Below are 26,008 nucleotides of genomic sequence, written 5' to 3' on the forward strand. Positions count from 1 at the left end.
CGGGTCAGAGACCGAGACGCCCGAGCGTTTCCGCCTTGGGCTTGCCGTCGGCGTCCCATCCCCGAAGCTCGTAATACTCCGGCAGCATCTCCGGCACGCCGGACACCAGCCCCTTGGCCGGACCTTCCTTGGCCGGCTCGGTGGTCAGGCGCTCGGGCAGCTTGTCGTCGTCCTTGGTCAGCCCGGCTTCGAGGTTGAAAACCTTCTCCATGTTCCAGATCCGCTCACCGACCTCGCTGAGCTTCTCCAGCGACCAGTCGCCTCCGCAAGCGGCGTCGATCTGCGGCTGAATATCGGCCAGCGTCCAGGCGAAACTGGTGAAGATGCACAGGCCAGAGGCGTCGAAGGCCGCTGTCGCATCCTGGAACGCCATCACCAGACCCGGCTTGCCTTCGGTCGTCAGGGGGTCCGTCTTCTCCGGGATCCCCAGCACTTCCGAGGAAACCGTGTAGGACCGCAGGTGGCAGGCGCCCCGGTTGGACGTGGCATAGGTCAGGCCCATGCCTTGGATGGCGCGGGAATCGTAGGCGGGGAATTCCTGCCCCTTCACGCTCATCGACAGTTCCGGGCGCTGGTACTTTTCGCAAAGCCGCTTCGAGCCCAGCCCGATTTCCTTGCCGAACCCAACGCCGTTCGCGGTCATGTCCACGAGTTCGGCAAGCGCCTTGGCCGATCCGAAGGGCGCGGCAAGTCCGATGGTCTCGTCGTCAAGAACGCCGATTTCATAGAGTTCCATCACTGCGCCGATGGTGGCTCCGAACGAGATCGGGTCCATCCCCTGCTCGTTGCAGATCAGGTTGGCATATTGCAGCACCTCCAGGTCGCCGACCCCGTTGGCCGCACCGAGCGCCCAGGCCGCCTCGTATTCCAGGCCGCCAGAGGCGCCCCAATATTCGGGCTTGTTCACGACGGTGAAGTGTTCCTTGTCGAACTTCTGGCAGATACGACGGTCAATGGCGAAACGGAGAGCACGGAATGAATGTAGAGCGGTCGAAAAAACGAACGACGCTGGCTGATCGCGTCTATCATGTGCTCTACAGCCGCATCATCAACGGCGACTATCCGACCAACCAGAAACTGCCGCCCGAATCCACTCTGTCAGCGGAATTCGACGTCTCCCGGCCAGTCCTGCGGGCAGCGCTGGAGCGGCTGCGACAGGAAGACATGATCTATTCGAGGCAGGGCGCCGGCTCCTATGTCCGGGCGCACAAGACGATGCCGGTCGGATATGCGAAAGTCGAGACACTGGCCGATATCCAACGTTGTTACGAGTTCCGGCTCAACCTCGAAACCGAGGCTTGCGCGTTGGCCGCCGAGCGTCGGAATGATGCCTCGCTGTCGGAGATCGAGGCCTCGCTGGACCTTTTGCGCGATGCAACGGAATCCTTGCAGCATCGGGAAGACGCCGATTTTTCCTTCCATCTCAGCATATTGAAGGCCTCGAACAATCACTATTTCGAAGCCTCGCTGCGCGCCCTGCGTGAGCAGATCAATGTCGGCATGACCCTCCACGGAAACGCTATTATCACCGAGGGCACGGAAGGGCTGAGCCAGGTTCTCGACGAGCACCTCGGGATTTTCGAAGCCATCCGCCAGCAGAAGCCGGAAGAAGCGCGGCTTCGGATGCGCAGGCATCTGGAACATTCCCGGGACCGGCTGTTCGGTGGTGGACTACTGGACCTGCGGATGATGTGAAGGGCGCCGCTCTTTCAAAAATGAATTTTCGTGCAGATTATGTTAACTTGGCGCCGAGACTGAGGCTCGGTCGGTGTTAGTTGAGGTGAATCTGCCCTCCGCTAAACCTGCCTCACGACATTGCCGGTAGTTTTTTTGAAGTTGCCGTCCGACCCAAGGGCCTTGGCTCAATAATCTTTTGGGAGGACACCAAATGAGCGCGAAAACAGCAAGTGAACTGCGCGACCATGTAAGAGGCGACGTGATCGTTCCGGACGACGCCGAGTTCGAAGAAGCACGCAAGGTTCACAATGGCATGATCGACAAGCGTCCCGCGATGATCGTGCGTGCCACGAATGCCGGCGACGCCATGATGACAGTGAATTTCGCCCGCGATAACAATATGATCCTGTCGGTTCGTGGTGGCGGACACAGCGGTCCGGGATTCGGAACGAATGACGGGGGAGTCGTTCTGGACCTCTCCGGAATGCGAGGCGTCCGGGTCGACCCCGGTTCGCAGACGGTCCGTGCCGAGGGCGGAACGACATGGGGCGACTTCAATGCGGCGACACACGCCTTTGGCCTCGCAACCACCGGCGGCGTGATCTCGACCACCGGGATCGCCGGCCTGACACTCGGTGGCGGGATTGGATACCTGTCGAGGGGACATGGACTTTCACTCGACAACCTGATCTCGGCCGACATCGTGACTGCCGACGGAAAGTGCCTGGTCGTCAATGAAAACGAAAACGCCGATCTCTTCTGGGCGATCCGCGGTGGCGGCGGCAACTTTGGTGTTTGCACCTCGTTGGAGTACAAGTTGCAACCGGTGGACAATGTCTACTGGGGGCCGATGTTCTTCGAAATCGAAGAGACCGAGAATATCCTCAAGTTTTACAGGGAATACATAAAGACCGCGCCAAGAGAGATGGGGTGTTTCCCGGCCTTCCAGATCGCGCCTCCGCTGCCGTTCATTCCAGAAGACCGCCACGGCGACATGTTTGTTGCGATCGTGGCGTGTTGGTCGGGCGATCCCAGTGAGGGCGAAAAGCAATTCAAGGCATTCCACGACGTCGCCGAGGTCAAGGCCGAACATGTCGGTCCGGTCCCCTATCCCGCGATCAATGGGGCCTTTGACGGGCTGTTCCCGACCGGCATCCGCCAGTACTGGAAAGGCAATTTCGTCAAGGAACTGACCGACGACGCGATTGCCGCCCATGTCCAGCATGGGCCCAACGCACCGACAGTAAGCTCGACCATGCACCTCTACCCGATCAACGGCGCCTGCCAGGACGTGGCCAGCGACGCGACAGCTTTTGGCCATCGCGACGCGAACTTCGCGATGGTCGTACTGGCCGCTTCGGACGATCCTGCCGATGATGCTCCACATACCAAGTGGGTGCGTGACTACTCGGAGGCGGTCGCGCCCTATTCGGAACCGGGAGGCTATATCAACTTCATGGACGAAGACGACAGCGGACGGGTGAAAGACAATTACGGCGGCAACTACGACCGCCTTGTCCAGATCAAGCGGCAATACGATCCTGACAACCTGTTCCGGATCAATCAAAACATCGCCCCGTGACAGGGTAATGGATTGACGTCGAAAACTTGCCTCCAAGGTTCGCTTTCAGTGGCTTTGGGGGCAATTCTTCTGGCCGTTTTCCGCACGGTTGGAAGTGTTCGGCAGCTCGTTGCCCTGTCCCAATCAGGACCCGCGTTCCGAGCCCGACCCGCGCGCGCATCCAGACTGTCCTGATGCCGCTGCGATACGCCTGCCTGAAAACCTGCTGCCCTTGGAGTGATATCATGCCCGGACCTTATAATTCTGTCTTGGACCTTATCGGCCAGACCCCTGTCGTGCGCCTCGACCGCTTGGCGCCGGACGGCGTGGAGGTCTGCGTCAAGCTGGAAGCCCAGAACCCCGGCGGTTCGGTCAAGGACAGGATTGCCCTCGGCATCATCGAGGCAGCAGAGCGCGATGGCAGCCTGAAACCCGGCCAGACCGTCGTGGAAGCGACCTCCGGAAATACAGGGATCGGGCTGGCACTTGTGTGCGCGCGAAAGGGATATCCTCTGGTTGTGACGATGGCCGAGAGCTTTTCGGTCGAGCGGCGCAAGCTGATGAGATTTCTTGGCGCACGCGTGGTGCTGACGCCGGCCTCCGAGAAGGGAACCGGCATGATCGAGAAGGCGCGCGAACTGGCCGAGAAACATAGCTGGTTCCTGGCGCGGCAGTTCGAGAACGAGGCCGGGCCGGATATCCATTCGGCGACAACCGCCGAGGAAATTCTGGCGGATTTCCCCGATGGGACGCTCGACCACTGGGTTTCGGGCTTCGGCACCGGCGGCACCGTTCGTGGAGTCGCCCGGGTCCTGCGCGAGCGGAGTCCGAAGACGCGGATTCATTGTGTGGAGCCGGAGAACTCCGTAATCCTCGCCTCGAACTGGACGCAAAAGCGGCGCGAGGACGGTTCACCGACCGAATCCGCGCCGCATTGGCGGCCGCACCCGATGCAGGGCTGGAGCCCGGACTTCATTCCGAAGATCGCGGAGGATGCGAAGGAAGCGGGCTCGATCGACGCTTTCGAAACCGTCTCGGGGGCGGCCGCAATGGAAGCTTCGCGGCGGCTTGCGCGGGAAGAGGGTATTTTCACCGGGATTTCCGGCGGCGCAACGCTCGCGACCGCACTGGAGATTGCACGGCACTCGGAACCGGGAACGAAGATCCTCGCCATGCTGCCCGATACGGGGGAGCGATACCTCTCTACGCCGCTCTTCGAGGACATCGCAGAGACAATGAACGCCGAAGAGCAGGAGATCGCCGCCTCGACCCCGCGATTCAGAATTGGTGCGCCGCCAGCGGCGCCGACCACCGCGGCAGAGCGGCAACCGATCGCGGTGGGACCGGAAGCCCCCGAGGACGCCATTGCGGAGGTCGAACGCCTCGTCGCGTCCGCGCCGGTGGTGATGTTCGCGCTCGAATGGTGCGAGTTCACCTGGTCTGTGCGGAAGCTCTTCACCGAGGCCGGGGTCGACTATATCGCCGTCGAACTCGACGGAAACGACTGGCGCGAGGCCGCGCCCGGAATTCGCAAGGCGCTTCACAAGATTACCGGAGCGCAGACGATCCCCCAGGTCTTCGTCGGCGGCCAGCCCATCGGCGGCGCAACCGAGGCGATGGACGCCTTCAACGACGGGATGCTGCAGGCCCGGCTGGCCGACATCGGCCACCCGGTCGCGCAAACCGAGATCGAAAACGCCTACAGCTTCCTGCCGAAGTGGCTGCACCCGCGCTAGACAGGGGGCAATGGGTGCCCCCTCAAGCGGAGAAATCCCCGGCCGATCGAGGCAGGATTCCCGGAAGGCGAGGCCCCGCTATCGCTGGCACTGATGTCCGTTTCCGGGAAACGGCCCCGACGTTTCAAAAATCGTTTCCGCGCCTCCCGGCCGTTCGCGCGAACTGCGGCAAGCGCCCGGCGTCGGCATCAAGCTGCCTCCTTGTCCCGAGGAGATGAAAGTCGTCCGTTCGGGACGCTTGTGATATCGTTTCTTCGGCGAAGGAGACACACATGCTTGAGGACCGCTACGGGAGCCCGCTCACCACTACCTCGCAAAAGGCACGCGATGCATATGTCGACGGCGTGGATCGGTATCTCGGCGCGCTCGACAAGGTCGAGGATGCCTTCGGAGCCGCTATCGCCGCGGACGACGCTTTCGCCATGCCAAGGATCGGACTGGCCCGCATGCATTTGGTCTGCGGGCGTGGCGCGGAGGCGCGAGCTGAACTCGCAGCCGCACGGGAACGACTGTCCGGCGTTTCGGATCGGGAGGCCGCGCAGATCGACATGCTGGGCGACCTGATCGAAGGGCGTGCCGCGGAGGCCTACGGGCGCATCCGGGCCCATGTCGCCGAACATCCACGCGACATCCTCCTGGCGCAGACCTGCACCAGTGTCTTCGGACTGATCGGTTTCTCGGGCCAACCCGGGCGCGAGGCGGAGCAGCTTGCCTACACCACCATGCTGCAGCCTCATTACGGCGATGACTGGTGGTTTCTGTGTCAGCACGCCTTTGCCCAGATGGAAGCCGGTCAAACCGGCCCCGCAGCAGCCAATATCGAGCGCTCTATGGAGTTGAACACGCACAGCGCGCACAGCGCCCATGTCCGGGCGCATCTCTACTATGAGACCGCAGAGACCGGGGCCGGTCTGGAATATCTCGACGGTTTCTGGTCGAGATATCCCGACACGGCCTACCTGCACTGCCACATGAGCTGGCACATCGCGCTGTGGGCCCTGGAACAGGGCAACATCGAACGGGTCTGGAAGGTCTTCGATGCTTATGTCTCTCCAAACCGCCCGCCCGGGCCTCCTCTCAATATCCTGACCGACAGTGTTGCCATCCTATACCGCGTGGCCATGGCCGGCCATGACGTTCCCAAGGCGCGATGGCAGCAGCTCAGCGACTACGCGGTCCGCGTTTTTCCGACCCCGGGCATGGCGTTCGCGGATGTCCATTCAGCCCTCGCCCATGCCATGGCCGCTCAGCAGGACCGCTTGCAAACAGTGATCGAGGGCGCGACTGGCCCTGCGGGTCCGGTTGTACGCACGCTTGCAAAAGCGTTCCGTGACCTTGCTGACGGCAAACCGGACGACGCCGTGCGGCGAATGACGGAGGTGATGGCGGAACACGAACGCATCGGCGGCAGCCGCGCTCAAAGGGACCTCCTGGAGTTCGCTCTGGCCAATGCGCTGGTGAAGGCGGGGCGCCCGGCTGAGGCGCGCCGCTGCCTTGACATGCGCCGGCCGCACACTGCCCATGACCATGCCGTGGCCGGCCTTTCCAACTGAATTTTCTGGAACGCCGGCGGGTCCGCGTTTTTGCCGAGTTCGCGTTGATCGATAGCAGAAACGCGCTGTCTCCCGGCTGGATCGCCGACGTTGCAGACGCCTGCGGCTGGTTTTTCCGACTTTCCGAATGCGTTCGCCTCAGTATTCTGCCCTACCGAGGGGTTCGTATGGTATTTTGCCGAGACAAGGCGAAACGCTTGCCTCATCCCGTACAAGGTAGCTTGCCCGATATGACCCGCGACCAGATGATCGCCCACATTCAGGCGGCCAATGCCGTTGCTCTCGGCGCGGCCGAACACGGCCCTCACCCGTTCGGCGCCGTATTGGTCGGTCCCGACGACACGATCCTCATGCGCCAAGGCAATATCGATACGGTGCATCACGCCGAGACCGAGCTTGCGCGGCGTGCCGCAGCCGAATACGCGCCAGATTTCCTCTGGAGGTGCACGCTGGTCTCGACCGGAGAGCCCTGCGCAATGTGCACCGGTGCGCTCTACTGGGCGAATATCGGACGCCTCGTCTATGGCTACGAAGAAGAGAAGCTGCTCGAGTTGACGGGCGACCATGCCGAGAATCCGACCATGAACTTGCCCTCGCGCACCGTGCTCAGCCACGGACAAAAACAGATCGAGGTACACGGCCCCTTTCCCGAGATTGAAGACGAGCTACTCGCCCCGCATCGTGATTTCTGGCGGCGTTAAGGTGCCGCCTCGCCGATGCCACCTTCAAATCAGCATATCGAGTTTTTGCAGAACGTGGCGCAGCGATGGACATCGGGCCGGTGAAAACACAAGCAAGGCAAGATGACTGGTCCACTCGGCTACCGGCCACCCGCACCAGAGGTATTGATCCCGAAGGATCACAGGCCATCTATTGGGAGCGCCCCAAGGACATGAGTGACGGCATCGGATGGTGGCGCCCCGTTCACGCCGCCGCCGACCTTGTCGAACTGCGCCTCAGATGAAACGCAGATCCAGCGTCGCCGTGTTCCAGAGGTTCTTTCGCGGCCGGATCGGTTCGTATTTGAACGGCGTGTGCTGGCCTTCCTGAAAACGGACCCGGCGGCGACCTTCGGCTTCGAGATCGTTGATCGGGCGGGTTTCGTGGGCACGTCCTCCCTCGTGGGCAACGAGGTACTTCAAGCCACCGACCGCACGACCGGCGATCCGGTCATAGACGTCGAAGACGAGCGGCGCATGGGCCGGAATCGTCGGATGCAAGGAAGACCACGGCTGCCAGGAGCGGAACCGGATTCCAGCGATGTACGTGTCCGGGGTAACCTGCTGGAGCGGGAGTTCCACCTGGTTGCAGGTAATGACATATCGACCACCCAGATCGCCTTCGACCTTCAGCTCCACGCGTTCAAGCGAGCTGTCGACATAGCGCGAGGTACCGCCGCCCGTGGCCTCTTCGCCGAGCACCAGCCAGGGTTCGATACCGTTGCGCAGGGTCAGTTTCAGCCCCTCGACGCTCGTGTGCCCGACCTCGCCGAAGCGCATCTCGTATTGCGCATCATACCAGTCGGGCCGGAAAACGAAGCCGTGGGCGGCACTGAGATCCTCGAGGACCAGGTTGAAGTCCTTGCGGCAGTAATGCGGCAGCAGGTACTTGTCGTGCAGCTCCTTGCCCCAGTGAACCAGCGGCTCGGTATAGGGTTTCTCCCAGAACCAGGCGAGCAGCGCCCGCATGACCAGCGATTGCGCCATGCTCATCTGCCAGTGCGGCGGCATCTCGAAGCCGCGGAACTCGACGAGGCCAAGCCGCCCGGTGGGACCGTCCGGCGAAAACATCTTGTCGATGCAGATCTCGGCGCGGTGCGTGTTGCCGGTCATGTCGGTCAGCAGGTGACGCAGGATACGGTCGGCCAACCACGGGAAAGCCTGACCCGAATTCTGCATCCGGTTGAGTTCGCTGAGCGCGATCTCCATCTCGTAGACCTTGTCGGCCAACCCTTCGTCGAAGCGCGGTGCCTGGCTGGTCGGACCGATGAAGGTGCCGGAGAACAGATAGGAGAGCGACGGGTGCCGCTGCCAGTAGCGGATGATCGAGCCGACCACGTCGGGGCGCCGAAGGAAGGGACTGTCGCCCGGTGTCGCGCCGCCCACCACGATATGGTTGCCGCCCCCCGATCCGCAGAGACGCCCGTCAACCATGAAGGAGAAGCTGTCCAGCCCGCACTGACGGGCCTCCTCGTACAGCGCCTCGTTGATTTCCTTCAGCGACTGCCAATCCTTGGCGGGATGGATGTTGATCTCGATCACACCCGGGTCCGGCGTCACACGGATAACGTTGAAATTGCCGTCGCGAGGCGGCTCGTAGCCCTCGATGCGCACGGGCAGGTTCATCGCCGCCGCCGTCTCCTCCACCGCCTCGACAAGATCGAGGTATTCGTCCGACGACCCCGTGGGCGGCATGAAGACATGCAGGATGCCATTGCGCACCTCCACGGCCAGCGCGGTCCGGATCGGCATCCCCTCGACCCAGTAGCTGTATTCGCCCTCCAGCCAGTCGTCGGAAGTTTCCACGTCGCGCAGCCAGACATCCTCGCCATGCTCCTGCGCCGGGCCGGGGGCGGCATCGCGCCGCCTCTGGCGGATCTTGCGCACAGGCTGTGGCTGGGAGGGCAGGACGTATCCCGGCGGTGTCGGCGCCGTCGGCTGACCGGGACCATAGCCCGGCCCAAAGAACGGCGTGTCGAGATATTCCGTGTATTCCTCGGTCTCGTATTCTGCCTCCACCCCACGGCGCAGCTTCCTGCGCGGCGGCATCCACTTGCGGCGACGCACCATCGTATCGCGGAAATACTGCTTGAACTCGTCGGTTCGATAGAGCGTGTTCAGCGGCAACCGGTAACCTGCGGGGCTGTCGCCGGGCAGCAGGAAAAGCTTGTCGCGCCGCGTGCCCCAATGCTCCGACGCCCAACGGAAGCGCCGCCGCGCGCTGGCCTTGGCCTGCGCCAACTGGATCGGGATAACGTAGCTGACCGGGTTGGTCAGGCCGTTGTTGAGCATCCGCACCAGCCGGGCGCGTTCCTGCGGATCCTCGAGCTGGTTGTCCTCGACGGTGACATTCTCGGGCAGCATCGCTTCCTTGCCCATGAAATGCATCGGGTCCTCGTAGACCGGATGGGCAAACGCCTCGTCACCCAGCTCAAGTGCATCGAATAACCGGTCGGAAAACTCCGCCGCGGTCTCATGCGTGGCGTGCCCGGTATTCTCCCGTGCCAGCAGGTCGGCATCCGACCAGAGCGGCAACCCGTCGCCGCGCCAGATCAGCGAATAGGCCCAGCGGGGCAGCGGCTCGCCGGGATACCATTTTCCCTGACCGTGATGCAGAACGCCATGCGGCGCAAAGCGGTCGCGCAACCGGCGCACGAGATTGTCGGCATAGACCTGTTTGGTCGGGCCGACAGCTTCCGTCGTCCATTCTGTCCCATCGCGGTCCATGGCTGAAACAAATGTCGGCTCGCCGCCCATTGTCAGGCGCATATCCTGCGCCTGGATCTTTTCTTCGACAGCCTGTCCCGCCCGGTCGATCTCGGCCCATTGCTCTGGTGACAGCGGGCGGGTGACCCGCGGCGGCTCGTCGATGCGTTCGACCGACATCTCGAAACTGAAGGTCACCTCGGCTTCGTCATGTGCCCCCGTGATCGCGGCGGCGGAGGAGGGCTCGGGTGTTGCCGCGAGCGGGATATGTCCTTCACCGGCAAAGAGCCCGGAGGTCGGGTCCATTCCGACCCAGCCTGCCCCGGGCAGATAAACCTCGCACCAGGCGTGCAGATCGGTGAAGTCGTTCTCCGGCCCGGCGGGGCCTTCGATGGGTTTCTGATCCGCGGTCAGCTGGATCAGGTATCCCGACACGAACCGCGCGGCATAACCAGCGTCGCGTAGCATCGCGACCATCAACCATGCGGTGTCCCGGCAGGAGCCAAGCGCCTTGCGGATGGTCACGATCGGTGTCTGAACTCCCGGCTCCATCCGGATCGTGTAGTCGATCCGGTTCGCCAGAAACCCGTTGAGCGCAACCAGCCAGTCGTTGGTGCTGCCCTCTTGCGGAGGCGCCTGGTCGGCGAAGTCCCGAAACGTCTTTCCCCGCCCGACCTTTCTCAGGTAGGGGCGCAGATCCTTGAGCTGTTCGTTGGTGTATTGGAAGGGGACTTTCTGACAATCCTCTTCGAGAAAGAAATCGAACGGATTGATCGCCACCATGTCCGCGACCAGATCGACGGTTACCGAGAACCTCCGGGTCGGTTTCGGGAATACCAGCCGCGCATGCCAGTTGGCGTAGGCATCCTGCTGCCAGTTCAGGAAATGCTCTTCCGGTTCGATCCTGAGGCTGTAGCTCTTGATCGGCGTCCGGCTATGCGGCGCCGGGCGCAACCTCACCACATGGGGCGCCAGATTTACCAGCCGGTCGTATTCGTACGTCGTTCTGTGGCTCAGCGCTACGCTTATGGACATGCAGTTCCCGCGTTCCTCTTGCAAACCCTGAAAACAAGGAAATGCTGCTTCTTATCTGCCTGTTTGGCTCTCCAATCCTGTTTGAGCGTGCAGACCGTTGATGGTCAACCGATATGTTAACCGCAGAGCCGAAGCGGGAGACGTCTCCCACACAGTGATCCGAAATTGGGCAAAAGAACGAACCTGCAAAGGGAGTGGCGATTCAAAGCGGCGTCCTTTTGCTCGTCATCGAAGAGATCGATCCGACCATTTGCGGTCGGTTCCGCAAGCCTCCCCGAGATCGACTTCAGGGGTCCCTCCGCAATCCCGAAACGAACCGTCCTGAGTTAGCCGGGGCGCTTGCACAAAACGCGTTTCGGTCGTCTCGATCACGTGGAACCGGCGCAGGCTCGCGGACTCTTAGCTGTTCGGTGCGACCGGCACCCGGCGCCCGCTGAACGGGGAAGCAGCACGCCGAGCATCAGCTGATTTGTGCAACAGTATCGCGGAGCCGCAAACCGTCTGCAGTCAGAATTGTCCGTTGCGCAACGGTTAGCCTATCATGGCCTCCGCGCCCGCAGCGATCGACAGCAGGAGCACCGCAGTAAGGGCAACTGAAGCGATTCCAAGCACGAGGCCCAGAATGGTTACCAAGCCGTCACGCTCGACGAATCCGACACCGACAATCAGAAGCGAGACGGCAGGAAACCATCCGCTGAAGGGCACCGGAAGGAAGAGTGCAAAGGCAATCAAAAAGAGTAGTGCTCCCATTGGTCGCTGCTTTCTCGGCGCGAACACTGCGGTGCGCCGCGTGGCCAGCACGCGTTCCAGCCTGCGCGTGACAGGGCGAAGCCGCAACACGGTCCTTCGGAGCTTGTCCTGATCGAGTTTCATCCGAGCCAGGAACTTGGGAAGACGTACGAACGGGTAGCCAAGCATCATCTGGATCGTCGTCACCAGAAGCGGGATGGCGGTCAGGAGTGACGAGCCTGGAGGCAAAGGCAGAAGCGTCAGGAATGAGAACAGGACGATAGCCCATCCAAACGACGCCTCCCCCAGCGACGATATCAAATTGCCGAGAGTCAGGTTTCCGGCAAGATGGTGGCTGCGCGAGGTTCGCAGAATGGGGAGAGACAGCGAAGGCCTTCTTCGCTTGACGAGCGGGCTGTCCATTTTGTCCTTTCGAGTGGTAGCCGCGGATATCGTGCCTCAACAGGCAGTTTGCAACTCTGAAAGGTACTCGGCTACGCAAACATCACGAAAATAGCATAGGTAATGGATGGTTGATACAGATCGTGACCAATAATTTTCGATCTCGCTTCGATGAATCAGCCGGATTTGGTGGGACAGATTCGGCCAGACCTGCGCCTCAGAGATTCGAACGCGACTCTCGGAACGTCTTCGTTCCGAGCCGCAATGGGGGTGGGGCCGGGAGGATACTCGGGAGGTTTTACGGCCAGCGGCACTGCTGATAGCGGGCCGTCGACCGCGAAGGCGCGGATCCGGACAGTGTCGAAGCGAAGACGTTGGCCCAGGACCGCCATTGCCTTTGGGGGAACCCGTTCGAATCTGGCCGTCAGCTCCGCCGGACTTCACGACCGGGATCCAGCCTGCGCCCGCTTTGAGCCGCAGGCTTGACCCCGGTGCGGATGTGTTGCGTCAGAGAAGAGCGTCTTTCACCGCGGCGCTGAGCGACGTTGTCGGCCTCCCGATCAATTCCGACAGAGCCTTGCTCTCATCCAGCAGCCAGCCCTCTGCGGCGCCGGCATCGGCATCGGCGATCACTTCGGGAAATCCCGGCGGCAGACCGATGCCGGCGAGAATGCCGATATAGGTGTCCTTCGGCAAATCCGTGTAGGGGATGGGCTTACCGATCTGGGCCGACAGTTCCGCTGCGAGGTCGGCCATGGTGAAAGGCGCATCACAGCCGAGTTCGTATACCCTGTTTTCATGGCCCGCCTCTGTCGCCACGGCGGCAATCGCTTCGGCCAGGTCCTGCCTTGTCGCCGGGCTTACCCGCGCGTCGCCGGCACACCCGACCAACGCGCCGTTGGCGATGGCTGCGCCGAGCCCCGCCGTCCAGTTCTCGGTGTACCACGGGTTGCGCAGGATCGTGTAGGCGAGCCCGGACCCGGTGAGCAGCGGTTCGGTCGCCTTGTGGTCGCCAGCGATCAACAGCGGGGACGTGTCGGCCTTGAGGATCGAGGTATAGATGATACGCGACACACCTGCGTTCCGTGCCGCGTCGATCACGTTTCGGTGCTGCCCGACGCGGTCGTCGAAATCGCTCGACGAAATCAGGGCAAGAACATCGATGCCCTGAAGGGCTGCATCCAGCGACGCCCAGTCCTTGTAGTCGGCCCGGCGGGTCTCGACGCCGAGTTCGCGCGCGTTATCGGGATTGCGAACGAGGGCGACGATGTCTGTGGCGGGCACGCGCGTCTTGAGCGCGGAGATGGCAAGCCGGCCAAGCTGGCCGGTTGCCCCGGTGATTGCGATCTTCATGGTGGCTCTCCTGTCGGGCCGATTTCGGATACCACGGAGATAGTTGCAAGACTTACAAACAGTAAGTACATACAAAATTGTAAGTGTAAACTTTCCGGAGAGTCCCATGCCCGCCACCGAGAATGCCTTGGCCGAACGCCTCGTGCCGAATGTCATGGTGGCGGCCTGCCCGTCGCGTCGCATCCTGAGCCATGTCACCAGCCGGTGGGGCGTGCTCGCGCTGATGGCGTTGAGGGGCAGGACGATGCGCTTCAGCGCCCTGCGCCGGCATATCGGCGGCGTCAGCGAGCGCATGCTTGCACAAACGCTGCAGACGTTGGAGGCGGACGGGTTCGTGATCCGGCGCAGTTTCGACGTTGTACCCCCTCATGTGGAATACAGCCTGAGTGAATTGGGAGAGGAAGCCGCCGAGAAGGTCGCCAGCCTCGTGCTCTGGATCGAGGGCAATCTCGAGCGTATTCCGGGCGCTCAAGGGGACTGAAGCACGGTGCTCCAAATGCTGGAGAACGTTCGAGCCCCGGTCACCGATAGGTTCGTTCGGAGATATCCGTCTGGTTGATCATTTCCCGGCAAGCCGACAGAAATGCGGCTTCGGGGGGCGATAACCGTCGGACCGGGTTGGTAAGCAGGTAGATGTTGATCAGGGGAAGACCGTCATAGGGCGGCAACTGGCGCAGCTTCCCGAGTTTGACATCGGTATTGGCGACATGCAGCGGAAGCGCGCCGATGCCGATATCGGCCACGATCATCCGCCGAAGCTCGTGCAAGTTCGACGAGACGCCACTCCAACGCGTCTCGATCTTCGCGCGTTCACGAAGCCGGGCGACAGGGTTCAACGGCCCGTCCTCGGTCTCGGTCTGGAAGGAGACGGAGGGTTCGCCCTCGATATCGGAAAGCGCGATCGTTTCGGCGTTGAACAACCTGTGATGCGGTCCGCAGAACAGGCCAAAGAATTCCCGGTAGAGAATCGAGGCTTCGAGCTCCGCCGGGATCTCCTGCAGAAGGCAAATTCCAAAACTGGCGCGATTTTGACTAATACGGGCGCGAATTTCATCACTCTCCGCGACAGAGAATGAGAAGGTGACCTTCGGGTGCTGGCACGCGAAACCGTGCAGGACCTTGTCGAGATGCGGCGAGATCACGTGTGTGGCGATGGCGACGGAGATGTGGCCGCGCAGGACCTCGCCGCCCACTTCGAGCAGGGATGGCAGTTGCGAGACGGCGCCAAAGATCGACGAGCACTCGGCGTAGAGCAACCGTCCTGCGCGAGTAACCCTGAATTCATGGGGTTTTCGAACGATCAGCGCCTTCCCCGTGGCCTGTTCGAGGCGTTTGAGCGCGGCGGAGACCGTGGGTTGTTTGAGGCCCAGAAAGCTGGCCGCGCGCGAGATGCCACGCTGCTCCACAATGACCATGAAAGTCCGCAGGAGGTTCCAGTCGAGCTGCCAGGGGAAACGCTGTTCGTAAGGCTTCATTATTGATTTCATCTATGATGGAAATTCGCATTATTTATTTGCTCGATATTACGGGTCGTGCAAGCGTTTTTCGCAAGGCGGATTGAACCGCCGTCCCGACAACACTGGCTGCCCCCGGTGGGAGCGGCTGTCTCAGATCCAACAGGAGAAACAGATGACCAAGCGCAGAACCTTTATGCAAGCCGCTGCCGCCGCTGGCGGCCTTGCCCTCGCCGGCCTCATGGCGATTTCGCCCGCCGTTGCCGACGAGCTTGAGGCGCTGAAGGAAAAGGGTGTGATCCGGATCGCCATGTCCGGCGCCTACCCGCCCTTCAACTTCGTCAATGACAAGAACGAAGTCGTCGGCTTCGACCCGGCCATCGGCACCGAGATCGCCAAGCGCATGGGGCTGGAGGCCGAGATCGTCACCACCGCGTGGGACGGCATCATCGGCGGCCTTCTGGCCAACAAGTACGACGCCATCGTCGGCTCGATGACAATCACCGCGGAGCGTGACGAGGTGGTCGATTTCGTCGGCCCGTACTACACCACCAAGCGGGCGATCTTCACCAAGCCCGGCTCCGAGTTCACCTCGGTGAGCCAGCTTGGCGACGCCAAGGTCGGCGTGACGCTGGGCGAGACGCACGAGGAATGGGCCACCGAGCAGGGCTATGACATCAACACCTACAAGGGTCTGCCCGAGCTGCTTCTGGAGCTTGAAAACGGCCGCGTCGACGCGATCGTGAACGACTCGATTGCCGCGATCCTGGCGATGACCGAGAAAGGTCAGGAATTCGCGATCATCAAGGATCTGGAGACCGATGCATTCGGTGCCGGTATCGCGATCCGCGAAGGCAACCCGGAGCTGGCCGCGGCGATGCAGGAAGCGCTCGACGCGATGATGGAAGACGGCACCTATGTCGAGATCGCCATGGAGTGGATCGGCGCCGACATCCGCTGAGTCTTGCGGGTCCGCCGGCCTCGGCTGGCGGGCCCTCCCCACAGAACATTTCCGAATGAGAGCGTCATGACAGCCGAATATGGCAAGCTGACATGGGAAGAAGTGCGCGATGCGGACAAGGATCGCGTCGTGATCCTCAACGTGTCGGCCACCGAGGACCACGGGCCCCACATGCCGCTGGACACCGACACCGTGCTCGGCATGGCGGTGGCAAACGGCGTGGCCGAACTGGCCCCCGACGAGGTTTTCGTGATGCCGCCCGTGGCCTATGGCTTCAACGAGCATCACAAGGATTTCCCGGGTGTCATCTGGATCCAGCCCGAGACGCTGATCGCCTTCGTCACCGACATCACGAAATCGCTCGCCCATCACGGCTTCCGCCGCATCCTGCTGCTCAATTCGCATGGCTCCAACCACCCGGTTCTGGACCTCGCCGCGCGCAAGACGGTGATCGAGACAGGCATCCTGTGTGTCTCGGCCTCCTACTGGAACCTCTGCGCCGACCGGATCAACGCAGACCGCAAGTCCGAGATCGGCGGCATCGCCCATGCGGGCGAGTTCGAGGCGGCGATGTATGCACATCTCCATCCCGAGCATGTGCATCTTGAAAAGGCCGCCGAGCAGAACCTGCACAACCCCGACAGCCGCTTCTTCAACCTCGATCTCGCGCGCGGTGGCGGCAAGGCGATGCTGATGCGCTGGTGGTCCGAAGTTTCACCGGACGGTACGATGGGCGATCCGACCGTGGCCGACGCCGAAACCGGGGCGAAATTCCTGAAATCCGCCGTCGAGGAGACGCTGGCACTGGTGCGCGAAATCCGCGCCCTGCCGATCCTCGCGCGCAAAGATCATCACTAGGGGGCAAGGTGCTGGATTTCGAGTTGATGTGGCGGATTTATCCGTACTTTCTCCAGGCCGCCTGGGTGACGGTACAGCTGTCGATCCTGACGACGATCCTCGGGCTCGCTTGCGGCTCGCTCGGGGCGGCGGCGCGGCTGTCGCGCCACTGGTACCTGCGCATGATCGGCGCCACCTATGTCAGCCTGTTCCGGGGCACCCCGGCGCTGATCCAGCTTTTCCTGCTCTATTTCGGTGGCCCGCAGGTCGGCATCCAACTCGATGCTTTCGAGGCCGGCGTGATCGGGCTCGGCGTCAATATCGGCGCCTACATGACCGAGACGATGCGCGGCTCCATCATCGCCATCGACAAGGGCCAGACCGAGGCCGCCCGCACGCTCGGGCTGTCGCGCTTCCAGGCGTTCCGAAAGGTGGTGCTGCCGCAGGCGCTGCGGCTGATGATCCGCCCGCTCGGGGTGAACATCAACGCGCTGATCAAGGGCACGGCGCTGGTCGCCGCAATTTCCGTGGTCGAGCTGACCTATACCGCGCAGCGTTATATCGGCTCCACCTACAAACCCTTCGAGATGTTCCTGCTCTCCGGCCTTCTCTACATGGTCATCATCTACATCGTTGGCAAAGGCATCACCTATCTCGACCGGAAGGTGCGCCTGACATGACCCGCGAAATGACCAAGATCCGCCAGAAAGGATCCCGCCATGGGGCTTGATTTCTCCGTTGTCCCGGCCTGGATGGACACGATCCTGCTGGGCGTGCTCTGGACCATAGCCATCACCGTCACCGCGGCGCTCCTGAGTTTCGTCGGCGGCATCCTGCTCGCGGTCATCGCGCTCTACGCGCCCTGGATCGTGCGCCAGCCCTTCCGGTTCTTCGCCTGGCTCTTCATGGGAACGCCGCTGCTGTTGCAGCTCTTCCTGATCTATTTCGGCCTGATCCAGATCGGTATCGACCTGCCGGCTTTCGTCGCCGGTTTCATCGGGCTGGGGCTGCATTTCGCCGTCTACAACTCCGAGCTGATCCAGACCGCGATCATCGCCGTCGACACGGGCCAGATGGAGGCGGCGCGCACGCTGGGCCTGTCGCGGACCCAGGCGTTGCGTAAGGTCGTGGTGCCGCAGGCGGTGCGCGACGTGATCCCGCCCATCGGCAACAACATGATCGCGCTTCTGAAAGATTCCGCGCTGGTCTCGGTGATCGGCGTGACCGAGCTGACGCTCTCGGCGCAGCTCGCCATCGGCCGAACCTATCGGCCCTTCGAATTCTACCTCGTGGCCGCTGTCTGCTACTACGTCATCAATCTCGGGATGGAGGCCGTCCTGCGCCGCATCGAGCGCCGCATCGCGCTCTCCCGTTAACCCTCTGCGAGGCTCCCATGTCCGACACCCAGCATTTTGTCGAAATTCGCCACGCGCGGAAAAATTATGGCTATATCGAGGTCCTCAAGGACATCAGCCTCAATGTCGAGCGCGGCCAGATCGTAGCCATTATCGGCCCGTCCGGCTCTGGCAAGTCGACTCTCCTGCGCGCCATCAACGATCTCGACCCATTGACGGAAGGCGAAGTGTGGCTCGACGGTGTGCAGGTCAACAAGAAGCTACCGCATCGGCAATATGAGAAGCACATCAACCAGATGCGCGAGCATGTCGGCATGGTGTTCCAGCATTTCAACCTGTTCCCGCACCTGACGGTTCGGGAAAACGTGACGATGGCGCCGAAGCTGCTCAAGGGGATCTCCAACGAGGACGCCAACAAGCTCGCCGAGGAACAGCTTGCCCATGTCGGCCTGCTGGACAGGATCGATTATTACCCCTCGCGGCTCTCGGGCGGGCAGAAGCAGCGCTGTGCCATTGCGCGTGCGCTGGCGATGAAGCCCAAGCTGATGCTTTTCGACGAGGCGACCTCGGCACTGGACCCGGAACTGGTCGAGGAGGTCAACCTTGTGATGAAAAAGCTCGCCGAGGAGCACATGACCATGATCATCGTCACCCACGAGATGGATTTCGCGGCCTCCGTCTGCGACCGGGTACTGTTCATGGACCAGGGATACGTGGTCGAGGAGGGCCCGCCCGAGGTGGTCTTCAAGAACCCCAAGGAAGAACGGACCCGCGCATTCCTGCGCAAGCATCTGGGAGGTGCGAAGTGACCGACGCGCCCTCAAACCTCTTTTACCAATCGCGCAACCCGCGCCCGTTTCTCGACCGGGGCGAAGGGATCTATCTCTTCGATCAGTCCGGCAAGCGCTATATCGACGGCTCCTCGGGCGCGATGGTCTCCAATATCGGGCACTCCAACCCACGCGTTCTGGCGGCGATGAAGGCCCAGATGGACCGCTCCACCTTCGGCTACCGGCTGCATTTTCGCACCGAAGCCTCCGAGGCGCTGGCGACAAAGACCGCGCAGATGATGCCCGGCGATCTCGACCGGGTGTTCTTCGTCTCCGGTGGGTCGGAAGCCGTGGAAAGCGCGGTCAAACTCGCTCGGCAATACGCGATCACCCAGGGCCAGCAGAGCCGCTGGAAGGTGATATCGCGCTTCCCGTCCTATCATGGCTGCACCCTCGGGGCGCTCGATCTGACCGGCTACGATCCGCTCGCGCGCCCCTTCGATCCGATGATGCGCGGCATGCCGAAAATCCCCGCGCCGGCGACGTATCTCGACCGGGACAACCTCACCGAGCACGACCGCGGGCTGAAATACGCAGAGATGCTGCGCGAAAAGATTCTGGCCGAAGGGCCCGATACAGTCCTCGCCTTCATCATGGAGCCCGTCGGCGGCGCCTCGACCGGCGCGCTGGTGGCCCCTGACAGCTATTACGGCCGCATCCGCGAGATCTGCGACGAGTTCGGCATCCTGCTGATCTACGACGAGGTGATGACGGGCGCGGGGCGCACGGGACGGTTTCTGGCCGCCGAGCACTGGGGGATCGTGCCCGACATCGTGGCGCTCTCGAAGGGGTTCGGCGCGGGCTATGTGCCGCTCGGCGCGACGGTCGCGCCCGCGCGCCTTGTCGAGCCGATCCTCGATGCCGGCGGTTTCCTGCATGGTTTCACCTATGCCGGAAACCCGCTAGCCTGTTCCGCCGGCCTGGCGGTTCTCGAGGAACTCGAGACGCAGGGCCTGATCGATAACGCCGCCGCGATGGGCGAGGTTCTGATCGGGCGGCTTCAGGGCCTCATGGAACGCTATCCCTTCATTGGCGATGTCCGGGGCAAGGGGCTGCTGACCGCCTTCGAGTTCGTTGCCGACCGTGACACGATGGAGCCGCTGCCCGTCGGTTTGAACGCCCATAGCCGGCTGGTCGAAATCGCCTATGAGCACGGCCTCATCACCTATTCGCGCCGCACGCGAGGCGGCGTGGCCGGCGATCATTTCCTGGTGGCGCCCCCGCTCATCATCTCCGAGGCCCAGATCGACGAGATCATGGAAATCCTCGTCGAAAGCCTGGACGCCTTCGCGTCCGAAACCGGGCTGGGAACGGGAACCGCCGCATGAGGATCCGCCACGCAAAAATTGCGGATGCCGAGGCCATTGCCGCGATGCTCTTCCGCCTCGCCGAGGAAACCGGCGACGGGCCGTATTTCTCGTCGACCGCTGAAACCATCCGGGCGCATGGCTTCGGGGACGCCCCCCTGTTTGAAACGCTGATCGCCGAGCAGAACGGCGCACCGGCGGGGCTCGCGCTGTTCTTTCGCCATTTTTCCACGACGCGCGGCCAACCGGGGGTCTATGTGCAAGACCTCTGGGTCGCGCCCGAAGGGCGCAGCAGCGGGCTCGGCGCGGCCTTGCTGATCGCCGTAGCCGCCCATGCCCGCGAGAGCTGGGGGGCGGCGTATCTGGCGCTCACCCGCCATGGTCACAACGAGGGCGCTGATGCCTTCTACACGCGGTTCGGTTTCACGGCGCAGGAGAGTGACGTGCCGATGTTCCTGTCCGGCGACGGCTTCACCCGCCTTGCCGACCGCTCCAAATCGGAGGCCGTCGCATGAGACTGCCCGACAAGACCACAACCCTCGAAGAGGCCGTTTCCGGGATTGCCGACGGGGCGGTGGTGATGGTGGGCGGCTTCGGCGTGCCCGGCACGCCGTTCACACTGATCCAGGAACTCGTCCGCCAGGGCCAGCGCGGGCTGACCCTCATCAAGAACGACGCCAACGAAGCGGGCATGGGCGTCGATCACTTGCTCGCGGCCGGCCAGGTGGACCGGCTGATCACGACCCATATCGGCCTTAACGCCCATGCGATCGCGATGATGAATGCCGGGGAGATCGAGGTCGAATTCTGCGCCCAGGGCATCCTCGCGGAACGCATCCGGGCCGGAGGGGCCGGACTTGCCGCGATCCTGACTGATATCGCCGCGGACACCGAACTGGCCGCCCACAAGCAGCGCATCGAGATCGACGGCAAGCGCTTCGTGGTGGAAACCGCGCTGCGGGCCGATGTCGCGCTGATCCATGCCAACAGCGCGGACCCGTTCGGCAATCTCGACTACGTCGCCACCGCGCGCAACTTCAACCCGCTGATGGCGATGGCGGCAAAGCGGGTAATCGTCGAGGCGGAGCGCCTGCAGCCTTTCGGTGGACTGGCCGCCGATGACGTTCACACCCCGGGACCTTTTATCGATTGCGTGGTGGAACTGGGCGATCTCAGCAAGGAATATGCCGTTGTCCGACGCTAGGAACAGGATGGTCGCGCGCGCCGCGGCCGAGATCGCCCCCGGCATGGTGGTCAATCTCGGGATCGGGTTGCCGACCAAAGTGGTGAACTATCTCGATGCCGATTTCCCGGTCTGCCTGCATACCGAGAACGGGCTGTCCGGGATTGGTCCGACGCTGCCGGTCGAGCGCGCCGACCGCAACCTGATCGACGCCGGCGGCGCCTATGTCTCGACCGTTCCCGGCTCGGCCTTTTTCGACAGCGCGGTCAGCTTTGCGCTGGTGCGCTCCGGGCGGCTCGACCTGACGATGCTGGGCGCCTTCGAGGTGTCCCAGTCGGGCGATCTGGCCAACTGGAAGATCCCCGGCAAGTTCTCGCCCGGCGCCGGCGGTGGGATCGAGCTGGCGCAGAAGGCGCGCCGCGTCGTCGTGCTCACCACCCATACCGACCGCGCCGGCAATCCCAAGCTCAAGGCGGACTGCACGCTGCCGGTAACGGCGCGCGGCTGCGTTTCGCGGATCTTCACCGATCTCGCCGTGATCGACGTAACGCCCGAGGGCTTTGCCCTGCGAGAGCGCGCCGAGGGCGTGAGCGCGGCCGAGATCATCGAGGCGACCGGCGCGCCGCTCGCGCTGCCCGCCGGTGACACACCAACATTCTGAGGAGGCCCGCATGGACCAGAACCTGCAAACCGGCCTGCTTGATGCGGTCGACGCCGCATTCGACGCGCAATGCGCGTTTCTGGCCGAGCTCGTGTCGCACCCGTCCACCCGTGGGCAGGAACAGAGCGCCCAGGACTTCATGGCCGGGGAGTTGGCTGCGCGGGACTACGCGGTCGATCGCTGGCAGATCGACGTGGACGAGATCCGGCACCTGCCGGGCTTCTCGCCCGTGCTTGGTCCCTATGACGACGCGGTAAACGTTGTGGGCAGCCACAGCAGCCGTACCGGTGCGGGCCGGTCGCTGATTCTGAACGGGCATATCGACGTGGTGCCGGAGGGTCCTCTAGATATGTGGAACAGCCCGCCCTATGCCCCGCGCATCTCCGATGGCTGGATGTACGGACGCGGCGCGGGGGACATGAAGGCGGGGCTGGCCTCCAACCTCTTCGCGCTCGACGCGCTGCGCGCCTGTGGAATGGCCCCGGCGGCGGATGTGTTCTTCCAGTCCGTGGTCGAGGAGGAATGCACCGGCAACGGGGCACTGGCCTGCCTCGCGCGGGGCTACAAGGCCGAAGCGGCGCTGATCCCCGAACCCTTTGCCGAAAGCCTCGTCACCGCGCAGCTCGGCGTGATCTGGTTTCAGGTCCACCTCAAGGGCCTGCCGACCCATGTCGCCTATGCCGGCAGCGGCTCGAACGCCATCGAGGCGGCGATCCCGCTGATCTCGGCTCTGCATGCGATGGAGGCACGCTGGAACCTGCCCGCCAATCGCCACGCCGATTACACCCATATGGACCACGCGCTGAACCTCAATATCGGCAAGATCCAGGGCGGGGACTGGACCAGTTCCGTGCCCGCCTGGTGCGTATTCGACGTCCGCATGGCGATCTTTCCCGGCCAGAGCATCGAGGCCGCCAAGGTCGAGATCGAGGCCGTGCTGATGGATACGGCGCGCGAAAACGCGTTTCTGAAGAATTCCTTGCCGGAGATCGTCTATCACGGCTTCCACGCAGAGGGCTATGCGCTCTCCGCCGATGGAAGCGCCGCCGCCGCGCAGGCCGTGGGCGCACTGGAGGCGGCCCATGGCGCGGTGACGGGCGACGCGCTCGACCGGGCCGCGATCACCGCGACTACGGATGCGCGCTTCTTCGGTCTCTATGCCGACACGCCCGCGCTCGTCTACGGCCCGCGCGCGGAGGCGATCCACGGCTTCAACGAGCGGGTAGACCTTGAAAGCATGCGCCGTGTCACCAAGGCCACCGCCCTGTTAATTGCCGACTGGTGCGGCACCGAAGAAATCTGATCGGAAGACCCAATGCGCGAAGCTGTTATCGTTTCCACCGCCCGCACGCCCATCGGCAAGGCCTATCGCGGCGCGTTCAACAATCTCGAAGGGCCGAGCCTTGCCGCGCACGCGGTGCGTGCCGCTGTGACCCGTGCCGGGCTGGAAGGCGGCGAGATCGAGGATGCCGTCTTCGGCTCCGCGCTCACGCAGGGCTCCACGGGCGTGAATGTCGCGCGCCATATCGCGCTGGCCTCCGGCCTGCCCGATAGCGTCGCGGGCGTCACGCTCGACCGGCAATGCGCCTCGGGACTCAACGCGCTGGCCGTGGCCGGGCATATGGTTTGTGTTGAGGGAGTGGACGTTGCGTTGGCCGGCGGTTTGGAGAGCATTTCGCTCGTCCAGGAGAAGCACTGGAACGCCCATCGCTACCACGACCCGGCAGTGCGCGACGGCTACTACATGTCGATGCTGGAGACCGCCGAGGTCGTGGCCGACCGCTACGGCGTGAGCCGCGCGGCGCAGGATGCCTATGCGCTTGAGAGCCAACTGCGCACCGCACGGGCTCAGGCAGCCGGTATTTTCTCAGAAGAAATCGTGCCGGTGGATGCGGTGAAACTGGTGACCGACAAGAAGACCGGCGAGACGCGGGAAGAGGCGGTGCGGCTGGAAGCCGACGAGTGCAATCGGGCCGCGACCACGGCGGAGGGGCTCGCGCGCCTCGCGCCCGTCATGGGCGAGGACAAGACCGTGACCGCCGGCAATGCCAGCCAGCTTTCCGATGGCGCGGCGGCACTGGTGGTGATGGAGTCCGCCGAGGCCGCCCGGCGTGGGCTGGAGCCATTGGGCGCGCTGCGCGGCTTCACGGTCGCCGGCGTTGCCCCGGAAGAAATGGGGATCGGCCCGGTGGTGGCGGTGCCGCGCCTGCTTGAACGGACGGGGCTCGGCATGGAGGATATCGGCCTCTGGGAGATCAACGAGGCGTTCGCCGCCCAACTCGTCTATTGCCGCGATCGGCTTGAGATCCCCACCGAGCGGCTCAATGTCAACGGCGGCGCAATCGCCATCGGCCATCCCTACGGCATGTCCGGCGCGCGCATGGCAGGGCATCTGCTCCTTGAGGGCCGGCGTCGCGCGGTGCGTTGGGGTGTTGTCTCGATGTGTGTCGGAGGCGGACAGGGCGCAGCCGGTCTGATCGAACTGTTCTGACATCTTCGGTCAGAGGGACACATCGCTTGGTTTCAGGCGACGGTGACAAAAACTGACTTCGATTGAAATACTTGGTAGCGGAGGAGGGACTTGAACCCCCGACACGCGGATTATGATTCTAATTTCTAGGGTTTTCAGGGCGGAACGTGGCATCACAATTTTATTTCAAAATATTGAAATTATTGGTATAATTTCACCATACCGGAACATACCGAAACACCCCTATTCACGAGATTTATGTGACTAAGATGAGACTAACGGACATTCGGATAAAAAATCTGCGTGTCCCAGAAAGTGGTCAGAAGACCTACTTTGACGCTGCGCTGCCTGGCTTTGGCGTGCGTGTTTCGCAAGGCGGGACAAAATCCTTTGTGGTGATGCTTGGTGAGAAACGACGACTACGAACGATCGGTCGCTACCCGGCGATGAAATTGGCTGATGCGCGTAAAGCCGCCAAACGCGTTCAGGTAGAGGCGGATGCCGAAAGCTCCGACGCTCCACTCCCTGAGCCGGTAACCTTCGAGACGGCTCGAAACAAATTCCTGGCCGACAGCAGGAGACGCAACAAGGAACGTACCCACCAAGGGTATCATCGACTCCTGTATCGCCACTTCAACTTTGACAAAGACCTCGACGCGCTCACCCGTGCCGACGTCATGGATTCGGTTGAGAAACTAGCCGACACACCGTCGGAACAACAACATGCCTTTGTGGCCTTACGCATCATGATGAATTGGTGCGTGAATCGCGGCTATGTTGATGGTTCTCCGCTCCCACCGCTGTCATTCCGTTCCGAACCTCGATCGAATGTCGTGTCAGATGGAGACTTGGCAAAGATCTGGGAGCGCGCGGTTGACGTTGGCTACCCCTTTCCTCCCCTGAGAATTGCCGCTCTCGTTTCTCAACAGGATGGACCAAACAGGCTCCGGCAGCGATCGGATCCGAGAGACTTGGGTGAACTCAGTCCGCTGGATCCGCGTGAAGCAGATCAACCTTCCGTGAGCTTGCTTTCCGGAGGCCGCAATTGACTTCATGCAGCGGGCTGCCCAGACCGAGAACGCCTGGGCGCTGCTCGATATGGCACGTTACTTTCTCGATGGTGTCGGCACGCCCGCAGATGCCATCCAGTCGGGAATCTCAAGTTCGACAGTAAAGCTGATAAGCAATTGATATCGTTTACGTGAGCTGGCGGGAATTGCCACAACAGGCGTCTTTCAGGCGGGTTTTGGGATGTTGAGTGCTTCGAAAAGATTGAGCTGTTCGGGCTGGCTCCTTGAGGTTCCGGTGAAGGTTTTGGTTCCGATGTGCGTGGTGTGCCGCTGGATCCTCGCAAGCAGGTCTAGGGCGGTTCGGGGACTGGCGGATTGCCCTTTGGCTTTCAGGCGCATGCGCATGACGCGGTAGAGGATGAGTGCCAGGAAGCAGATCATCGCGTGGGCGCGAATGCGGTCCGGCAGG

General features: G+C 62.6%; 23 protein-coding genes and 3 pseudogenes. 19 read left to right on the forward strand and 7 right to left on the reverse strand.

Annotated elements, in window-relative coordinates; genetic code table 11:
- Positions 1-4: 4 nt before the first annotated feature.
- Positions 5-907 (reverse strand): aldehyde ferredoxin oxidoreductase C-terminal domain-containing protein, encoded by a 903-nt coding sequence (locus tag BLR85_RS11830; protein WP_212635080.1) that lies wholly within the window; start codon positions 905-907, stop codon positions 5-7.
- 68 nt (positions 908-975) lie between these two features.
- Between BLR85_RS11830 and BLR85_RS11835 the strand changes: the two genes are divergently transcribed.
- The 6 genes and pseudogenes from BLR85_RS11835 (at position 976) to BLR85_RS11855 (ending at position 7,228) form a co-directional block, all read left to right on the forward strand.
- On the forward strand, positions 976-1,695 hold the full coding sequence (locus BLR85_RS11835; RefSeq protein ID WP_093155868.1) for a FadR/GntR family transcriptional regulator: 720 nt from the start codon (positions 976-978) through the stop codon (positions 1,693-1,695).
- Positions 1,696-1,888: 193 nt separating this feature from the next.
- Positions 1,889-3,259 carry an FAD-binding oxidoreductase gene (locus BLR85_RS11840; protein ID WP_093155872.1) on the forward strand — a complete coding sequence of 457 codons (1,371 nt, stop codon included), beginning with the start codon at positions 1,889-1,891 and terminating at the stop codon, positions 3,257-3,259.
- Positions 3,260-3,483: 224 nt separating this feature from the next.
- A pseudogene (cysK, locus tag BLR85_RS11845) lies at positions 3,484-4,524 on the forward strand (cysteine synthase A); the annotation flags it as partial.
- Between the two features lie 120 nt (positions 4,525-4,644).
- A complete protein-coding gene (locus BLR85_RS29865; RefSeq protein WP_244520707.1) occupies positions 4,645-4,974 on the forward strand; it encodes a glutaredoxin domain-containing protein in 330 nt (109 codons plus the stop codon).
- A 272-nt stretch (positions 4,975-5,246) separates the two neighbouring features.
- Positions 5,247-6,527, forward strand: coding sequence for a tetratricopeptide repeat protein (locus tag BLR85_RS11850; RefSeq protein WP_093155879.1), 1,281 nt, complete (start codon positions 5,247-5,249; stop codon positions 6,525-6,527).
- Between the two features lie 230 nt (positions 6,528-6,757).
- On the forward strand, positions 6,758-7,228 hold the full coding sequence (locus BLR85_RS11855) for a nucleoside deaminase (RefSeq protein ID WP_093155947.1): 471 nt from the start codon (positions 6,758-6,760) through the stop codon (positions 7,226-7,228).
- A 255-nt stretch (positions 7,229-7,483) separates the two neighbouring features.
- Here BLR85_RS11855 and BLR85_RS11860 read toward each other — a convergent pair whose 3' ends face one another.
- The 4 genes and pseudogenes from BLR85_RS11860 to BLR85_RS11870 all read right to left on the reverse strand — a co-directional run bounded on the left by BLR85_RS11860 (position 7,484) and on the right by BLR85_RS11870 (position 13,471).
- Entirely contained in the window at positions 7,484-10,987 is a 3,504-nt protein-coding gene (locus BLR85_RS11860; protein ID WP_093155882.1) for a transglutaminase family protein, read from the reverse strand.
- Positions 10,988-11,447: 460 nt separating this feature from the next.
- A pseudogene (locus tag BLR85_RS30475) lies at positions 11,448-11,564 on the reverse strand (hypothetical protein); the annotation flags it as partial.
- Positions 11,519-12,139, reverse strand: a complete 621-nt coding sequence (locus BLR85_RS11865) for an exopolysaccharide biosynthesis protein (RefSeq protein WP_093155885.1) — start codon at positions 12,137-12,139, stop codon at positions 11,519-11,521. The pseudogene BLR85_RS30475 and the gene BLR85_RS11865, both read right to left, overlap by 46 nt.
- Before the next feature lie 486 nt (positions 12,140-12,625).
- Entirely contained in the window at positions 12,626-13,471 is an 846-nt protein-coding gene (locus BLR85_RS11870) for an SDR family oxidoreductase (protein WP_093155888.1), read from the reverse strand.
- 106 nt (positions 13,472-13,577) lie between these two features.
- On the opposite strand from BLR85_RS11870, the gene BLR85_RS11875 reads away from it, so the two are divergent.
- On the forward strand, positions 13,578-13,952 hold the full coding sequence (locus BLR85_RS11875) for a winged helix-turn-helix transcriptional regulator (protein ID WP_093155891.1): 375 nt from the start codon (positions 13,578-13,580) through the stop codon (positions 13,950-13,952).
- Positions 13,953-13,992: 40 nt separating this feature from the next.
- Here BLR85_RS11875 and BLR85_RS11880 read toward each other — a convergent pair whose 3' ends face one another.
- On the reverse strand, positions 13,993-14,946 hold the full coding sequence (locus BLR85_RS11880; RefSeq protein ID WP_093155894.1) for a LysR family transcriptional regulator: 954 nt from the start codon (positions 14,944-14,946) through the stop codon (positions 13,993-13,995).
- A gap of 154 nt (positions 14,947-15,100) precedes the next feature.
- Here BLR85_RS11880 and BLR85_RS11885 point away from each other — a divergent pair, with 154 nt between their 5' ends.
- The 12 genes from BLR85_RS11885 (at position 15,101) to BLR85_RS11940 (ending at position 25,578) form a co-directional block, all read left to right on the forward strand.
- Positions 15,101-15,886, forward strand: a complete 786-nt coding sequence (locus BLR85_RS11885; protein ID WP_093155897.1) for a transporter substrate-binding domain-containing protein — start codon at positions 15,101-15,103, stop codon at positions 15,884-15,886.
- 66 nt (positions 15,887-15,952) lie between these two features.
- Positions 15,953-16,744, forward strand: a complete 792-nt coding sequence (locus BLR85_RS11890) for a creatininase family protein (RefSeq protein ID WP_093155900.1) — start codon at positions 15,953-15,955, stop codon at positions 16,742-16,744.
- A 26-nt stretch (positions 16,745-16,770) separates the two neighbouring features.
- Positions 16,771-17,403: an amino acid ABC transporter permease gene (locus BLR85_RS11895; RefSeq protein ID WP_244520705.1), complete on the forward strand. Its 633-nt coding sequence runs from the start codon at positions 16,771-16,773 to the stop codon at positions 17,401-17,403.
- Positions 17,404-17,442: 39 nt separating this feature from the next.
- On the forward strand, positions 17,443-18,099 hold the full coding sequence (locus tag BLR85_RS11900; protein WP_068315407.1) for an amino acid ABC transporter permease: 657 nt from the start codon (positions 17,443-17,445) through the stop codon (positions 18,097-18,099).
- A 17-nt stretch (positions 18,100-18,116) separates the two neighbouring features.
- Positions 18,117-18,887, forward strand: a complete 771-nt coding sequence (locus BLR85_RS11905) for an amino acid ABC transporter ATP-binding protein (RefSeq protein ID WP_093155903.1) — start codon at positions 18,117-18,119, stop codon at positions 18,885-18,887.
- Positions 18,884-20,236 carry an aminotransferase family protein gene (locus BLR85_RS11910; protein ID WP_093155906.1) on the forward strand — a complete coding sequence of 451 codons (1,353 nt, stop codon included), beginning with the start codon at positions 18,884-18,886 and terminating at the stop codon, positions 20,234-20,236. Before BLR85_RS11905 ends, BLR85_RS11910 begins: the two co-directional genes overlap by 4 nt.
- The gene (locus BLR85_RS11915; protein WP_093155909.1) at positions 20,233-20,730 is read left to right on the forward strand and encodes a GNAT family N-acetyltransferase; all 498 of its coding nucleotides are present in this window, start codon (positions 20,233-20,235) and stop codon (positions 20,728-20,730) included. Before BLR85_RS11910 ends, BLR85_RS11915 begins: the two co-directional genes overlap by 4 nt.
- Positions 20,727-21,419 (forward strand): CoA transferase subunit A, encoded by a 693-nt coding sequence (locus tag BLR85_RS11920; protein WP_093155912.1) that lies wholly within the window; start codon positions 20,727-20,729, stop codon positions 21,417-21,419. Before BLR85_RS11915 ends, BLR85_RS11920 begins: the two co-directional genes overlap by 4 nt.
- Positions 21,406-22,059: a 3-oxoacid CoA-transferase subunit B gene (locus BLR85_RS11925; protein ID WP_425284475.1), complete on the forward strand. Its 654-nt coding sequence runs from the start codon at positions 21,406-21,408 to the stop codon at positions 22,057-22,059. Before BLR85_RS11920 ends, BLR85_RS11925 begins: the two co-directional genes overlap by 14 nt.
- A 10-nt stretch (positions 22,060-22,069) precedes the next feature.
- A complete protein-coding gene (locus tag BLR85_RS11930; protein ID WP_093155917.1) occupies positions 22,070-23,362 on the forward strand; it encodes an ArgE/DapE family deacylase in 1,293 nt (430 codons plus the stop codon).
- A 12-nt stretch (positions 23,363-23,374) separates the two neighbouring features.
- Positions 23,375-24,550 (forward strand): thiolase family protein, encoded by a 1,176-nt coding sequence (locus BLR85_RS11935; RefSeq protein ID WP_093155920.1) that lies wholly within the window; start codon positions 23,375-23,377, stop codon positions 24,548-24,550.
- Between the two features lie 248 nt (positions 24,551-24,798).
- On the forward strand, positions 24,799-25,578 hold the full coding sequence (locus BLR85_RS11940) for an Arm DNA-binding domain-containing protein (protein WP_093155923.1): 780 nt from the start codon (positions 24,799-24,801) through the stop codon (positions 25,576-25,578).
- A 186-nt stretch (positions 25,579-25,764) separates the two neighbouring features.
- Here BLR85_RS11940 and BLR85_RS11945 read toward each other — a convergent pair.
- Positions 25,765-26,008 (reverse strand): annotated as a pseudogene (locus tag BLR85_RS11945) (IS1634 family transposase); the annotation flags it as partial.

Origin of the sequence: Aliiruegeria lutimaris, assembly GCF_900099935.1 — a bacterium.
Lineage (GTDB): Bacteria > Pseudomonadota > Alphaproteobacteria > Rhodobacterales > Rhodobacteraceae > Tropicimonas > Tropicimonas lutimaris.